Here is a 14156-nt window from a genome sequence, read left to right as displayed (position 1 = left end):
GCCCCGGTGTGCGCCCTGCGCCGGGGCCTTCTCGTGTGTCCGCCCGTCTGCCGGCTCTGTGGGGACGGTTGCGGCACGCAGTTGAACCTCGTGCGTCGGGTACGGCGCGGACGTCCGTCGGCGGAGGCATCATGTGGTCATGACGATCGCACCCGGATCGGCGCCCCTCGCGTCGGCACCGCGTCACCCGCTGGACCCGGATCCGGTCCGGGCGACCAAGGCCCGGGCGGTTTTCGCCCTTGGTCTGATGGCGGCTATGACGGGGTTGCTGATCGGTGGCGTGGTGCCGGCCACTGTGGCCCTGCAGCTGGCTCGACAGGCGCGTCGGGAGGCGTACGCCTCGGCGGGTTTCCTCACCGGGGCGGCCTGGCTGCGTCGCGGCGAGCGGCTGGCTTGGACGGGCCTGGTGCTGGTCGCGGTGAGCCTGGTGGTGGCGTTGGTGATCGGGGTGGTCCGGCTCGCCGAGGCGCCGTACGGGCAGGACTTCGCGCCGAACGTCGACTGAGTGGGCGACTGTGAGCCACCGCGCCGGGCACCGGGGCCGGACTGCCGGCGGTAGCCTGACCGGTGTCCGTCGCGCGGTGCGTGGACGCTGCCCGACGAGGAGGATCCCGTGACGGAACCGGCGCGTCCCGAGAGCGGCGAATCCGCTCAGCCCACCGCCGGGTGCCCCGACACCGATCTGACGGTGTGGTCCAGGCCGGACCGGGAGGAGACCGACACACCGACGTCGTCGCCGTCAGCACCCGGAGTATCGCCTGTCTACCCTCCTCTCGGCCCGCCGCCCGGCTCGGCGTCGCCTTCCTCCGCCGCCCTCGGGACACCGGCAGCCGGCCCGGTGCCGTGGGTGCCGTCGGCCGCGAGGTGGCCAGTCGGCGGTACGGGCTGGATGCCGCCGCCACCCTCGCAGGAGCGTTCCCGGCCGCCGAGGCGGGTGGAGCCGGTGCCCGGGACCCCGTTCGCGGTGGTACACCTGGACGTGCCTCCGGTCGCTTCCGGTCTGGCGGTCGGTTCACTGGTGGCGGGTGTCACGTCGATCCTGGTCTCGATCCTGGTCGTCTGCTTCGGCGCCGTCGGGGGAGGGGCGAACGGAGCCTGGGCGGCGGGTGCCTTCGCGGCCCTGGGTGGTCTGACCGGCGCTGGCGCAGTGGTGGCCGGGCTGCTCGGGATGCGGCAGATTCGACGCCCCGCGCCTCCTCCGGCGGTCCGGTTCACCGGACGTGGCCTGGCCGTCGCAGGGGTCAGCTGTGGTGGGGTCGGCCTGTTGCTCTGTTTGCTTGGGGTGGGGCTGGCCTTGCTGTTGGTTCTGGCCCAGTGAGTGGAGGTCGGGTCTCGTCTCGGTTCGCCCGAGGCCCTCGATGCGGACGCCGCCCGATCGTCGGGCCAGGAAACGGCGGGCTCGGGGGCTCGCGGGCCGGTGCCCGGTTGAGCCGGTACACTGGTGTCCGTAGGTGCCCATCATGGGCGGGCGGGGCGACAGAGGCGAGCCGGCAAGTGGTTTGACGTCCGGCAGGTCTTCCGTTTTGACCTGCACGGCTGTGGTAGGTACTCTTTCCCCTTGTGCCCGGGCCAGCCCGGGCAACTCGTGCGTGCGCCGGAGACGGTGTTCCGATGTTCGGACGGCACCACGACTGAGCCAGAGATCCGGCCTGCGGCGACCCGTGTGCCGGTGACAGACCCCGGATCAGCGCGCGAGCGCCGTACGGGGAACCGCGACCAGGGCGACACGCCCGACCGCGGGTGCCGGGACCTCCGTGAGGTGGCCCTGGCCGGAATGTAGGAGGGCCGGTCACCAGATCGGCTACGGCAGACGGCGCGGCCACGAACAGTGGCCGAAGGGAGCGGAGAAACCCGGTGCCCACCATTCAGCAGTTGGTCCGAAAGGGCCGTCAGGCGAAGACGACCAAGACCAAGACCCCGGCGCTCAAGGGATCTCCGCAGCGGCGGGGCGTGTGCACCCGGGTGTACACCACCACCCCGAAGAAGCCGAACTCGGCGCTGCGCAAGGTCGCTCGTGTCAAGCTCAGCAGCCAGGTCGAGGTGACCGCCTACATCCCCGGTGTCGGGCACAACCTGCAGGAGCACTCGATCGTGCTCGTGCGTGGTGGCCGGGTGAAGGACCTCCCCGGTGTGCGTTACAAGATCGTTCGCGGTTCGCTGGACACCCAGGGCGTCCGTAACCGCAAGCAGGCGCGCAGCCGTTACGGCGCGAAGAAGGAGAAGAGCTGACATGCCGCGTAAGGGACCTGCTCCGCGGCGACCGCTGGTCGCTGACCCGGTGTACAACTCGCCGCTGGTCACGCAGCTGGTGAACAAGATTCTGCTGCGCGGCAAGCGTCAGCTCGCCGAGCGCGTCGTCTACGCCGCCCTGGAGGGCTGCCGGGAGAAGTCCGGCACCGACCCGGTCGTCACCCTCAAGCGCGCCATGGACAACGTCAAGCCGACCCTCGAGGTGCGCAGCCGCCGTGTCGGTGGCGCCACCTACCAGGTTCCGGTCGAGGTCCGGCCGGCCCGGGCCACCACGCTGGGCCTGCGCTGGCTGGTGACCTACGCCCGCGCCCGGCGTGAGAAGACCATGATCGAGCGGCTGATGAACGAGCTGCTCGACGCGAGCAACGGCCTCGGTGCCGCTGTCAAGCGGCGCGAGGACACGCACAAGATGGCCGAGTCCAACAAGGCCTTCGCGCACTACCGCTGGTAACACCCTGGTCCCGGTGCCATCAGGTGCCGGGACCGCCACCAGTTGTGTCGGGACGACGATAAGTAGGGATTGAAGTGGCCGCCGCAGACGCGCTCGCCAACGTACGCAACATCGGCATCATGGCGCACATCGATGCCGGTAAGACCACTACCACCGAGCGAATCCTGTTCTACACCGGTATCACGTACAAGATCGGTGAGGTCCACGAGGGCGCTGCCGTCATGGACTGGATGGAGCAGGAGCAGGAGCGCGGTATCACCATCACCTCCGCCGCCACGAAGTGCGAGTGGAAGGGCCACACGATCCAGATCATCGACACGCCCGGCCACGTCGACTTCACGGTCGAGGTGGAGCGGTCGTTGCGAGTCCTGGACGGTGCGGTCGCGGTCTACGACGGCGTGGCCGGCGTGGAGCCGCAGACGGAGAACGTCTGGCGTCAGGCGGACAAGTACAACGTCCCGCGGATGTGCTTCGTCAACAAGCTCGACCGGACGGGTGCCGACTTCTTCCGCTGCGTGCAGATGATGATCGACCGGCTGAACGCCACCCCGCTGGTGCTCCAGATCCCGATCGGGCTCGAAGGTGACCACATCGGCGTCGTCGACCTGGTCGAGATGCGCGCCCTCACCTGGCGCGGGGAGACCCAGAAGGGTGAGGACTACGCGATCGAGGAGATCCCGGCCGAGCTGGCCGACTCCGCTGCGGAGTGGCGCGAGAAGCTGATGGAGACGTTGGCCGACGTCGACGACTCGGTGATGGAGAAGTACCTGGAGGGTGAGGAGATCGCCCTCGAGGAGATCAAGGCCGCCATCCGGCGCGCCACCATCGCCAGCAAGGCCAACCCGGTGCTCTGCGGCTCGGCCTTCAAGAACAAGGGCGTGCAGCCCATGCTCGACGCCGTCATCGAGTACCTGCCCTCGCCGCTGGACATCCCGGCGATCGAGGGTACGGCGACCGACGGTGAGACGCCGATGCAGCGTAAGCCCTCCACGTCGGAGCCTTTTTCCGGCCTGGCGTTCAAGATCCAGACTGACAAGCACCTCGGCAAGCTCACCTATGTCCGGGTCTACTCCGGCGTGGTCGAATCCGGGTCCCAGGTGGTCAACTCCACGAAGGACCGCAAGGAGCGGGTCGGCAAGATCTACCAGATGCACGCCAACAAGCGGGAGGAGCGCGGCTCCGCCAAGGCTGGCGACATCATCGCGGTGCAGGGGCTGAAGCAGACCACCACCGGTGACACCCTCTGCGACCCGGCGAATCCGGTCATCCTGGAGTCGATGACCTTCCCCGAGCCGGTCATCGAGGTGGCCATCGAGCCGAAGACCAAGGCCGACCAGGAGAAGCTGAGCACCGCCATCCAGCGGCTGGCCGAGGAGGACCCGACCTTCCGCGTCAAGCTGGACGACCAGACCGGCCAGACGGTCATCTCCGGTATGGGCGAGCTGCACCTGGACATCCTGGTCGACCGGATGCGCCGTGAGTTCAACGTCGAGGCGAACATCGGCAAGCCGCAGGTGGCGTACCGCGAGACCATCCGCCGCACGGTGGAGAAGGTCGAGTACACCCACAAGAAGCAGACCGGTGGATCCGGCCAGTACGCGCGGGTGATCGTCAGTCTGGAGCCGCTGCCGCTGGGCAACGACGCACCGACCTACGAGTTTGCGAACGCCGTTACCGGTGGGCGTATCCCAAGGGAGTTCATCCCCTCGGTGGACGCGGGCGCGCAGGACGCCATGCAGTACGGCATCCTCGCCGGCTTCCCGCTGGTCGGCGTCAAGCTGACCTTGCTGGACGGCCAGTACCACGAGGTCGACTCGTCGGAGATGGCATTCAAGATCGCTGGCTCGATGGTGATGAAGGACGCGGCCCGCAAGGCCGATCCCGCGTTGCTCGAGCCGATGATGGCTGTTGAGGTCACCACTCCCGAGGAGAACATGGGTGACGTCATCGGCGACCTCAACTCCCGACGCGGCATCATCCAGGCGATGGAGGAGCGCAGCGGCGCCCGTGTCGTCCGGGCCCTGGTGCCGTTGTCGGAGATGTTCGGCTACGTCGGCGACCTGCGGTCGAAGACCCAGGGCCGGGCTAGCTACAGCATGCAGTTCGACTCCTACGCGGAGGTTCCGACCTCCGTGGCCAAGGAGATCATCGCCAAGGCGACGGGTGAGTGACGCTCACCTGATCTGATCGGTGATCCGATGGTGGTCGCGGGAGGAGATCCCCGACCGCGACCACCTCGGTCGGATTGTGTGAATTCCGGGCCTGTAGGCTTCATCGCCGCAGAACCCACAAAGCTCTCCGGCCGTCAGGCCGGAAAGGCTGTCGACAGAGTCCTAAGCGCCGCTCCTGGCGCGCCGGGGCGAACGAACCAAGAAGTCCACAGGAGGACACCAGTGGCGAAGGCGAAGTTCGAGCGGACTAAGCCGCACGTCAACATCGGCACCATTGGTCACATCGACCACGGTAAGACGACGCTGACGGCGGCCATCACCAAGGTCCTGCACGACCAGTTCCCGGACCTGAACCCGTACACGCCGTTCGACGAGATCGACAAGGCGCCGGAGGAGAAGGCGCGCGGCATCACGATCTCGATCGCGCACGTCGAGTACCAGACCGAGGCGCGGCACTACGCGCACGTCGACTGCCCCGGTCACGCCGACTACATCAAGAACATGATCACCGGTGCCGCCCAGATGGACGGCGCGATCCTGGTGGTCGCGGCGACCGACGGCCCGATGCCGCAGACCCGCGAGCACGTGCTGCTGGCCCGCCAGGTCGGCGTGCCGTACATCGTCGTGGCGCTGAACAAGAGCGACATGGTCGACGACGAGGAGCTGCTGGAGCTCGTCGAGCTCGAGGTCCGCGAGCTGCTCTCGTCCCAGGAGTACCCGGGCGACGACCTGCCGGTCGTGCGGGTTTCGGCGCTGAAGGCCCTGGAGGGCGACCCGGAGTGGACCGGTCGCCTGATGGAGCTGATGAACGCCGTTGACACGGCGATCCCGCAGCCCGAGCGCGAGACCGAGAAGCCGTTCCTGATGCCGATCGAGGACGTCTTCACGATCACCGGTCGGGGCACCGTCGTCACCGGCCGCGCCGAGCGCGGCATCCTCAAGCCGAACGAGGAGGTGGAGATCGTCGGCATCCGCGAGAAGTCGCAGAAGACGGTCTGCACCGGCATCGAGATGTTCCGCAAGCTGCTCGACGAGGCCCGTGCGGGTGAGAACGTCGGTCTGCTGCTGCGCGGCATCAAGCGTGAGGACGTCGAGCGCGGCATGGTGGTCGTGAAGCCGGGCACCACGACTCCGCACACGGAGTTCGAGGCGACGGTCTACATCCTCTCCAAGGAGGAGGGTGGCCGGCACACCCCGTTCTTCCAGAACTACCGTCCGCAGTTCTACTTCCGGACCACCGACGTCACCGGTGTCGTCACCCTCCCCGAGGGCACCGAGATGGTCATGCCGGGCGACAACACCACGATGACCGTGAAGCTGATCCAGCCCATCGCGATGGAGGAGAACCTCAAGTTCGCGATTCGGGAGGGTGGCCGTACGGTCGGCGCTGGTCGCGTCACCAAGATCATCAAGTGAGCTGGGTAACCCCGATTAGACCGGCCGCCGGTCGTGCGGCATACTAGTCAGGTTGCGTAACGACAGTTCGCCACCCGTGTTGGGCTTCGGCCGAACCGCCGGGTAGGCAGAGCAGTCGGGCGTGGGGTGGTTGGCGGCTCGCCCGTCAACCACCCTCGCGCGGCGTTCAGGTCGCCTCAGTGTGACCCGGCGCTTGGACCCACCGCGGTCAGGATCGCTCCGGTGTCCCGGGGCGGAGCCTGGCCCCAGGGCGCGACACGCCCGACCGCGGGGGTGGGCGAAGAGGGCTCTGTGCCAGCCGGCACAGGCACCCGCAACACAGCGGCATCGAGAGAAGGAACAGAAGCCACCATGGCGGGACAGAAGATCCGCATCCGGCTCAAGGCCTATGACCACGAGGTCGTCGACTCCTCGGCTCGGAAGATCGTCGAGACGGTGACGCGTACCGGGGCGCAGGTCGCGGGCCCGGTGCCGCTGCCCACGGAGATCAACCGTTTCTGCGTCATCCGCTCGCCGCACAAGTACAAGGACTCGCGCGAGCACTTCGAGATGCGTACGCACAAGCGACTGATCGACATCATCGACCCGACCCCGAAGACGGTCGACTCGCTCATGCGCCTCGACCTGCCGGCTGGCGTCGACATCGAGATCAAGCTGTAGGGACCGGACACATGGACAGGCAAGTTAAGGGGATCCTGGGCGCAAAGCTCGGCATGACCCAGGTCTGGGACAACAACCGCGTTGTCCCGGTGACCGTGGTTCAGGCCGGCCCCTGCGTCATCACCCAGGTTCGTGACGCCGACAAGGACGGTTACTCCGCGGTCCAGCTGGCGTACGGGACGATCGACCCGCGTAAGGCCAAGAAGCCGCTGCGCGGGCACTACGCCAAGGCCGACGTGGCCCCGCGCCGGCACATCGTCGAGCTGCGTACCAGCGACGCCGCGGACTACTCGCTCGGCCAGGAGGTCACGGTCGAGGAGTTCCCGGCCGGTGCCTCGATCGACGTGACCGGCAAGACCAAGGGCAAGGGTTACGCCGGCCCGATGAAGCGGCACGGCTTCCACGGTCTGCGCGCCAGCCACGGTGTCGAGCGTAAGCACCGCTCGCCGGGCTCCATCGGTGCCTGCGCCACCCCGGGTCGTGTCTTCAAGGGCACCCGGATGGCCGGCCGCATGGGCGGCGTGCGCTACACCGTGCAGAACCTGACCGTCCAGGCGGTCGACACCGAGAACAACCTCCTGCTCGTCCGTGGCGCCATTCCCGGCCCCAAGGGCGCGCTGGTCCTGGTCCGTACCGCGGCCAAGGCCAAGGCGAAGAAGGGCGGTGCGGGCAAGTGACCACCGTTGACGTCCTCAACTCAGAGGGCACCAAGACCGGTGCGGTCGAGCTGCCCGCCGACATCTTCGACGTGCAGGCCAACATCGCACTGATGCACCAGGTCGTCGTGGCGCAGCTCGCTGCCGCCCGACAGGGCACCCACAAGGCCAAGACCCGGGGTGAGGTAGCCGGCGGCGGCAAGAAGCCGTACAAGCAGAAGGGCACCGGCCGGGCACGTCAGGGCTCGATCCGCGCGCCCCAGTTCGCCGGCGGTGGCGTGGTCCACGGCCCGGTGCCGCGCGACTACAGCCAGCGCACCCCGAAGAAGATGAAGGCCGCCGCGCTGCGTGGCGCCCTTTCGGACCGGGCACGTGCCGGTCAGGTGCACGTCGTCGAAGCGTTCGTCTCGGGCGATAAGCCGTCGACGAAGGCCGCTCTGGCGGCGCTCGCCAAACTGACCACCGCCCGGCGGGTGCTGGTCGTGCTGAGCAGCATCGACGAGTTGAACTGGGTGTCGCTGCGCAACGAGCCGCGGGTGCACCTGATCGAGGCTGGCCAGCTCAACACGTACGACGTGCTGGTGGCCGACGACGTGGTCTTCACCAAGGAGGCCCTGGACGAGTTCCTGGGCGTGCCGGCCGAGACCACCGAGGAGGGTGGCAAGTGAGCACGATCGCCGATCCGCGCGACATCATCGTCGCGCCGGTCGTCTCGGAGAAGAGCTACAGCGAGCTGAACCGCAACTGGTACACCTTCCTGGTGCACCCGGACGCGAACAAGACGGCGATCAAGATCGCTATCGAGCAGATCTTCAACGTCCGTGTCCTGACGGTCAACACGCTCAACCGCGAGGGCAAGCGTAAGCGGACCCGTACCGGGTTCGGTAAGCGCAAGGACACCAAGCGGGCGATGGTGAAGCTGGCCGAGGGCGACCGCATCGAGGCCTTCGGCGGCCCGGTCAGCTGAGGGGTGTAGACAATGGCTATCCGTAAGTACAAGCCGACGACGCCGGGCCGGCGTGGCTCCAGCGTCGCGGACTTCGCCGAGATCACCCGGTCGACGCCCGAGAAGTCGCTGCTGGCTCCGCTGCCCAAGAAGGGCGGTCGGAACGTGCACGGCCGGATCACCGCCCGGCACCAGGGTGGTGGTCACAAGCGTCAGTACCGGATCATCGACTTCAAGCGGGTCGACAAGGACGGTGTGCCGGCCAAGGTGGCGCACATCGAGTACGACCCGAACCGCACCGCGCGGATCGCGCTGCTGCACTACGCCGACGGCGAGAAGCGTTACATCATCGCGCCGAAGGACCTGAAGCAGGGCGACGCCGTCGAGTCGGGTCCGAGCGCCGACATCAAGCCGGGCAACAACCTGCCGCTGCGTAACATCCCGGTCGGTACCACGATCCACAACGTGGAGCTGCGGCCGGGTGGTGGCGCGAAGCTGGCCCGTTCCGCTGGCGTCGGCATCCAGCTACTCGGTCGGGAGGGCGCGTACGCGACCCTTCGTATGCCGTCCGGTGAGATCCGGCGGGTGGACGTGCGCTGCCGCGCCAGTGTCGGTGAGATCGGCAACGCCGACCAGTCAAACATCAACTGGGGCAAGGCGGGCCGGATGCGCTGGAAGGGCAAGCGCCCGACCGTCCGTGGTGTCGCCATGAACCCGGTCGACCACCCGCACGGTGGTGGTGAGGGCAAGACCTCCGGTGGTCGCCACCCGGTCAACCCGCAGGGCAAGCCCGAGGGCCGCACCCGTCGTAAGGGCCAGCCGAGTGACCGGCTGATCGTCCGCCGTCGCTACGCCACGCGTAAGCGCGGCTGAGGGAGATAAGACATGCCTCGCAGCCTGAAGAAGGGCCCGTTCATCGACGACCACCTGCTCAAGAAGGTGGAGACGCAGAACGAGAAGGGCTCGAAGAACGTCATCAAGACCTGGTCGCGCCGCTCGACGATCATCCCGGAGATGCTCGGGCACACGATCGCCGTGCACGACGGACGCAAGCACGTCCCGGTGTTCGTGACCGAGGCGATGGTCGGGCACAAGCTCGGCGAGTTCGCGCTGACCCGCACGTTCAAGGGTCACGAGAAGGACGACCGGAAGAGCCGCCGGCGCTGACGCCGCGGGCATACGGATAGAGGATCAAGGGGTTACAGCGATGCCAGGAAAGGGCGACGCTCCGGTGCTTCCGGGCGCGCGGGCGGTTGCGCGGTACGTGCGCATCTCGCCGATGAAGGCGCGCCGGGTGGTCAACCTCGTCCGCGGCCTGCCCGCGAAGGAGGCGCTCACGGTGCTGCAGTTCGCGCCACAGGCGGCGAGCGAGCAGGTGTACAAGGTGCTCGCGAGCGCGATCGCCAACGCGGAGAACAACGAGCGGCTGGACCCCGACGCGCTGCTCGTCAGCGAGGCGTTCGTGGACGAGGGCCCGACGATGAAGCGGTTCCAGCCGCGGGCGCAGGGCCGGGCGTACCGGATCCGTAAGCGCACCTGCCACATCACCGTGGCGGTCGAGGCGGTCGCGCCGGCCGCGCCGAGGAAGTCGGCGAACAAGGCGGCTCCGGCGAAGCAGACCGCGCCGGCCGAGACGCAGAGCAACACGGAGGGCGCCGAGTAATGGGTCAGAAGGTTCACCCGCACGGGTTCCGGCTCGGCATCTCGACCGACTGGAAGTCCCGCTGGTTCGCGGACAAGCTCTACAAGGACTACATCGGCGAGGACGTCAAGATCCGCCGGATGATGTCCAAGGGGCTGGAGCGCGCCGGCATTTCCAAGGTCGACATCGAGCGCACCCGCGACCGGGTCCGCGTCGACATCCACACCGCACGGCCGGGCATCGTCATCGGCCGTAAGGGTGCGGAGGCCGACCGGATTCGTGGCGAGCTGGAGAAGCTCACCGGCAAGCAGGTACAGCTGAACATCATCGAGGTGAAGAACCCCGAGTCGGATGCACAGCTCGTCGCCCAGGGCGTGGCCGAGCAGCTCTCCAGCCGGGTCAGCTTCCGTCGTGCGATGCGTAAGGCGATGCAGTCGGCGATGAAGAACCCGATGTGCAAGGGCATCCGGGTGCAGGTCTCGGGTCGCCTCGGCGGCGCCGAGATGAGCCGTACGGAGTTCTACCGCGAGGGTCGGGTGCCGCTGCACACGCTGCGGGCCAACATCGAGTACGGCTTCTTCGAGGCCCGTACCACCTTCGGCCGCATCGGTGTGAAGGTCTGGATCTACAAGGGTGACGCGGTGCCGGGTCGGGAGGCTCCGGCTGAGGCTCCGTCGCGCCCGCGCCGGGAGCGCGGCGACCGGCCGGATCGGTCGCGCCGTGGTCGGTCGGGTTCGTCCGGCACGACCTCCGGTGGCACCGAGGCCGGCCGGGCTGCCGCGACGACCGTCGCGCAGCAGGCCGAGACGCCGAGTGGCGAGCCGGTGGACAGCGCCGCTGTCGCGGCTGCGGCCTCGGCTCCGGCAGAAACGCAGCAGGAGGGCTGACAGATGCTGATGCCGCGCAAGCCCCCGAAGGGCTTCCGCAAGCCGCACCACCCGGACCGCAGCGGCGCGTCCAAGGGCGGCAACCGGGTGGTGTTCGGCGAGTTCGGGATCCAGGCTCTGGAGCCGGCGTACGTGACCAACAGGCAGATCGAGTCGGCGCGTATCGCGATGACCCGTCACATCAAGCGTGGCGGCAAGGTCTGGATCACCATCTTCCCGGACCAGGCCCTCACCAAGAAGCCGGCGGAAACCCGAATGGGTTCCGGCAAGGGCTCGCCCGAGTGGTGGGTCGCGAACGTCAAGCCCGGGCGGGTTCTCTTCGAGATGTCCTTCCCGAACGAGCAGATCGCGCGAGAGGCGATGCGTCGCGCGATCCACAAGCTCCCGATGAAGTGCCGCATTGTTACGCGCGAAGTGGGTGAATCCTGATGGCAGCGGGCGTTAAGGCCGCCGAGCTGCGTGAGCTCTCCGAGGAGGAGTTGGTCGCGAAGCTGCGCGAGGCCAAGGCGGAGCTGTTCAACCTCCGCGTGCAGGCCGCAACCGGGCAGCTGGACAACAACCGGCGGCTGCAGGTTATCCGTCGGGAGATCGCCCGGATCTACACGATCATGCGTGAGCGTGAGCTGGGGCTCTCGGCCGCGCCGACTGAGGTGACTGCAGGATGAGCGAGAACACGACTCCCACCAAGCCGCGGGGCCGGCGCAAGGTCCGTGAGGGCCTCGTGGTCAGCGACAAGATGGAAAAGACCGTCGTGGTCGAGGTCGAGGACCGGGTCAAGCACGCGCTGTACGGCAAGATCATGCGCCGGACCAGCAAGCTGAAGGTCCACGACGAGCAGAACTCGGCCGGCATCGGCGACCGCGTCCTGATCATGGAGACCCGGCCGCTCTCCGCCACCAAGCGGTGGCGGCTCGTGGAGATCCTCGAGAAGGCCAAGTAGCGAAGGCTCGAGCTCGGCCCAGAGGTCGGGCGCAGGTTCCGCCAGGCTCCGGCCGCCCCGGCGGCCGGAGAACCGGCAGACATAGGAGATAGACGTGATTCAGCAGGAGTCGCGACTGCGTGTCGCCGACAACACGGGTGCCCGGGAGATCCTGTGCATCCGGGTTCTCGGTGGCTCCGGTCGGCGCTACGCGAGCATCGGCGACGTCATCGTGGCCACCGTCAAGGACGCGATCCCGGGCGCCGGTGTGAAGAAGGGCGACGTGGTCAAGGCTGTTGTCGTCCGCACCGCCAAGGAGAAGCGGCGTCCGGACGGCTCGTACATCCGCTTCGACGAGAATGCCGCTGTCATCATCAAGGACGGCGGGGACCCGCGCGGTACCCGTATCTTCGGCCCGGTCGGCCGTGAGCTGCGGGACAAGCGGTTCATGAAGATCATCTCTCTCGCGCCGGAGGTGTTGTGACCGTGAGCGAGCGGAGCGAGCGAACCAGCAGGCTCAGTAGGTGCAAGCTTCAGGCGCGCGCCGACCGCAGGGAGGCGCAGGCATGAAGGTGAAGAAGGGCGACACGGTCGTCGTCATCGCCGGTAAGGACAAGGGTGCCAAGGGCAAGGTCATCGCGGCCTACCCACGGCAGGACAAGGTCCTGGTCGAGGGCGTGAACCGGATCAAGAAGCACACCCGCATCAGCACCACCCAGCGTGGCGCCAAGACCGGTGGCATCGTCACCCAGGAGGCTCCGATCCACGTCTCGAACGTGATGGTCGTGGACTCCGACGGTAAGCCGACCCGTGTCGGTTACCGCTTCGACGAGAACGGCCAGAAGGTTCGCATCGCGCGTAGCACCGGTAAGGACCTGTGATGACCACGGCTACCGAGACCAAGACGATGCCGCGCCTCAAGGAGCGGTACCGCAACGAGATCATCGCCCAGCTGCGCGAGAAGTACGAGTACGGCAACCCGATGCAGGTGCCGCGGCTGGTCAAGATCGTCGTGAACATGGGCGTGGGCGAGGCTGCCCGGGACGCCAAGCTCATCGACGGGGCGGTCCGCGACTTGGCCACCATCACCGGCCAGAAGCCGCAGGTCCGGCGGGCGACGAAGTCCATCGCGCAGTTCAAGCTGCGGGAGGGCATGCCGATCGGCGCGAAGGTGACCCTGCGCGGCGACCGGATGTGGGAGTTCCTGGACCGGCTGCTGTCGATCGCGCTGCCGCGTATCCGTGACTTCCGCGGCCTGGACGGGCGCAAGCTCGACGGGCACGGCAACTACACGTTCGGGCTGACCGAGCAGTCGGTGTTCCACGAGATCGACCAGGACAAGATCGATCGCCAGCGGGGCATGGACATCACGGTGGTCACGACCGCCACGACCGACGACGAGGGCCGGGCGCTGCTGAAGCTCCTGGGCTTCCCGTTCAAGGAGAACTGAGATGGCCAAGAAGGCGCTGATCCTCAAAGCGGCCGCGAAGCCGAAGTTCTCGGTTCGCGCGTACACCCGCTGCCAGCGGTGCGGGCGTCCGAAGGCGGTCTACCGCAAGTTCGGGCTCTGCCGGGTGTGTATCCGGGAGATGGCCCACCGCGGTGAGCTGCCCGGCGTGTCCAAGGCTTCCTGGTAATAGCCCAGCGCGCTGCGGCGCGTCAGCTGGACTGTCTCTTCGCCGTAGGCCTGCGCGTGTCGCGGGAACCCCGGCGAGAAAGGTTGACGAGTTTTCATGACGATGACCGACCCGATCGCAGACATGCTCACGCGTCTGCGTAACGCCAACCAGGCGTACCACGACCGGGTGACGATGCCGTACTCGAAGATCAAGGCGAACATCGCCGAGGTCCTCAAGTCCGAGGGATACATCGCCACCTGGTCGGTCGAGGAGCCCGAGGAGGGTGCCGTCGGCAAGCGACTGGTCGTCGAGCTGAAGTACGGCCAGAACCGGGAGCGGAGTCTGGCCGGTATCAAGCGCGTCTCCAAGCCCGGTCTGCGGGTGTACGCCAAGTCGGACGGGCTCCCCCGGGTGCTCGGTGGGCTGGGCGTGGCGATCATTTCGACGTCCCAGGGACTGCTGACCGACCGGCAGGCCCGCAAGCGGAGCGTTGGCGGGGAAGTCCTCGCCTTCGTCTGGTAACGGAGGCGTGCCGTGAG

The 14156-nt window shown here is 67.7% G+C and carries 22 protein-coding genes; all 22 read left to right on the top strand.

The genetic code is table 11. The features are described from left to right. Positions 1-139 precede the first annotated feature (139 nt). The 22 genes from HCA58_RS01540 (at position 140) to rpsH (ending at position 14139) form a co-directional block, all read left to right on the top strand. Positions 140-505 carry a hypothetical protein gene (locus HCA58_RS01540; protein ID WP_169595910.1) on the top strand — a complete coding sequence of 122 codons (366 nt, stop codon included), beginning with the start codon at positions 140-142 and terminating at the stop codon, positions 503-505. A gap of 438 nt (positions 506-943) precedes the next feature. After that, positions 944-1318, top strand: coding sequence for a hypothetical protein (locus HCA58_RS01535; RefSeq protein WP_346775837.1), 375 nt, complete (start codon positions 944-946; stop codon positions 1316-1318). 536 nt (positions 1319-1854) lie between these two features. Beyond that, positions 1855-2229: a 30S ribosomal protein S12 gene (gene rpsL / locus HCA58_RS01530; RefSeq protein ID WP_013735958.1), complete on the top strand. Its 375-nt coding sequence runs from the start codon at positions 1855-1857 to the stop codon at positions 2227-2229. Between the two features lies 1 nt (position 2230). Next, positions 2231-2701: a 30S ribosomal protein S7 gene (rpsG, locus tag HCA58_RS01525; protein WP_093403604.1), complete on the top strand. Its 471-nt coding sequence runs from the start codon at positions 2231-2233 to the stop codon at positions 2699-2701. Between the two features lie 74 nt (positions 2702-2775). Then, complete coding sequence (gene fusA / locus HCA58_RS01520) at positions 2776-4872, top strand: elongation factor G (protein WP_169595908.1); 2097 nt, start codon at positions 2776-2778, stop codon at positions 4870-4872. Positions 4873-5094: 222 nt separating this feature from the next. After that, complete coding sequence (gene tuf / locus HCA58_RS01515; protein WP_169595907.1) at positions 5095-6288, top strand: elongation factor Tu; 1194 nt, start codon at positions 5095-5097, stop codon at positions 6286-6288. Between the two features lie 351 nt (positions 6289-6639). Then, complete coding sequence (rpsJ, locus tag HCA58_RS01510; RefSeq protein WP_007073037.1) at positions 6640-6948, top strand: 30S ribosomal protein S10; 309 nt, start codon at positions 6640-6642, stop codon at positions 6946-6948. Positions 6949-6959: 11 nt separating this feature from the next. Continuing rightward, a complete protein-coding gene (gene rplC / locus HCA58_RS01505; protein WP_169595906.1) occupies positions 6960-7625 on the top strand; it encodes a 50S ribosomal protein L3 in 666 nt (221 codons plus the stop codon). After that, positions 7622-8272, top strand: coding sequence for a 50S ribosomal protein L4 (gene rplD, locus HCA58_RS01500; RefSeq protein ID WP_169595905.1), 651 nt, complete (start codon positions 7622-7624; stop codon positions 8270-8272). The genes rplC and rplD overlap by 4 nt, the downstream gene beginning before the upstream one ends. Then, entirely contained in the window at positions 8269-8571 is a 303-nt protein-coding gene (gene rplW / locus HCA58_RS01495) for a 50S ribosomal protein L23 (RefSeq protein WP_093403611.1), read from the top strand. The genes rplD and rplW overlap by 4 nt, the downstream gene beginning before the upstream one ends. 12 nt (positions 8572-8583) lie before the next feature. Then, a complete protein-coding gene (gene rplB / locus HCA58_RS01490) occupies positions 8584-9423 on the top strand; it encodes a 50S ribosomal protein L2 (protein WP_169595904.1) in 840 nt (279 codons plus the stop codon). A 12-nt stretch (positions 9424-9435) separates the two neighbouring features. Then, the gene (rpsS, locus tag HCA58_RS01485; protein ID WP_013735950.1) at positions 9436-9717 is read left to right on the top strand and encodes a 30S ribosomal protein S19; all 282 of its coding nucleotides are present in this window, start codon (positions 9436-9438) and stop codon (positions 9715-9717) included. Between the two features lie 40 nt (positions 9718-9757). Next, complete coding sequence (rplV, locus tag HCA58_RS01480) at positions 9758-10213, top strand: 50S ribosomal protein L22 (RefSeq protein WP_164447883.1); 456 nt, start codon at positions 9758-9760, stop codon at positions 10211-10213. Then, positions 10213-11079, top strand: a complete 867-nt coding sequence (gene rpsC / locus HCA58_RS01475) for a 30S ribosomal protein S3 (protein WP_169595903.1) — start codon at positions 10213-10215, stop codon at positions 11077-11079. Before rplV ends, rpsC begins: the two co-directional genes overlap by 1 nt. Positions 11080-11082: 3 nt before the next feature. Beyond that, complete coding sequence (rplP, locus tag HCA58_RS01470; protein WP_007465292.1) at positions 11083-11508, top strand: 50S ribosomal protein L16; 426 nt, start codon at positions 11083-11085, stop codon at positions 11506-11508. After that, positions 11508-11744 carry a 50S ribosomal protein L29 gene (rpmC, locus tag HCA58_RS01465; RefSeq protein ID WP_169595902.1) on the top strand — a complete coding sequence of 79 codons (237 nt, stop codon included), beginning with the start codon at positions 11508-11510 and terminating at the stop codon, positions 11742-11744. Before rplP ends, rpmC begins: the two co-directional genes overlap by 1 nt. Beyond that, complete coding sequence (gene rpsQ, locus HCA58_RS01460; RefSeq protein ID WP_093403616.1) at positions 11741-12019, top strand: 30S ribosomal protein S17; 279 nt, start codon at positions 11741-11743, stop codon at positions 12017-12019. Before rpmC ends, rpsQ begins: the two co-directional genes overlap by 4 nt. Positions 12020-12113: 94 nt before the next feature. Continuing rightward, positions 12114-12482: a 50S ribosomal protein L14 gene (rplN, locus tag HCA58_RS01455; protein ID WP_007073026.1), complete on the top strand. Its 369-nt coding sequence runs from the start codon at positions 12114-12116 to the stop codon at positions 12480-12482. Between the two features lie 82 nt (positions 12483-12564). Continuing rightward, the gene (gene rplX / locus HCA58_RS01450; protein ID WP_169595901.1) at positions 12565-12879 is read left to right on the top strand and encodes a 50S ribosomal protein L24; all 315 of its coding nucleotides are present in this window, start codon (positions 12565-12567) and stop codon (positions 12877-12879) included. Beyond that, positions 12879-13448, top strand: coding sequence for a 50S ribosomal protein L5 (gene rplE / locus HCA58_RS01445; RefSeq protein WP_169595900.1), 570 nt, complete (start codon positions 12879-12881; stop codon positions 13446-13448). The genes rplX and rplE overlap by 1 nt, the downstream gene beginning before the upstream one ends. A 1-nt stretch (position 13449) precedes the next feature. Further along, the gene (locus tag HCA58_RS01440) at positions 13450-13635 is read left to right on the top strand and encodes a type Z 30S ribosomal protein S14 (protein WP_007073023.1); all 186 of its coding nucleotides are present in this window, start codon (positions 13450-13452) and stop codon (positions 13633-13635) included. 96 nt (positions 13636-13731) lie between these two features. Next, positions 13732-14139: a 30S ribosomal protein S8 gene (gene rpsH / locus HCA58_RS01435; RefSeq protein WP_018784557.1), complete on the top strand. Its 408-nt coding sequence runs from the start codon at positions 13732-13734 to the stop codon at positions 14137-14139. Positions 14140-14156: the final 17 nt, after the last annotated feature.

The sequence above is a fragment of the Micromonospora sp. HNM0581 genome (assembly GCF_012726175.1).
Classification (GTDB): Bacteria; Actinomycetota; Actinomycetes; order Mycobacteriales; family Micromonosporaceae; genus Micromonospora.
Note: the sequence above shows the minus strand (reverse complement) of the source record. Positions and strands in the feature narration are given on the sequence as shown.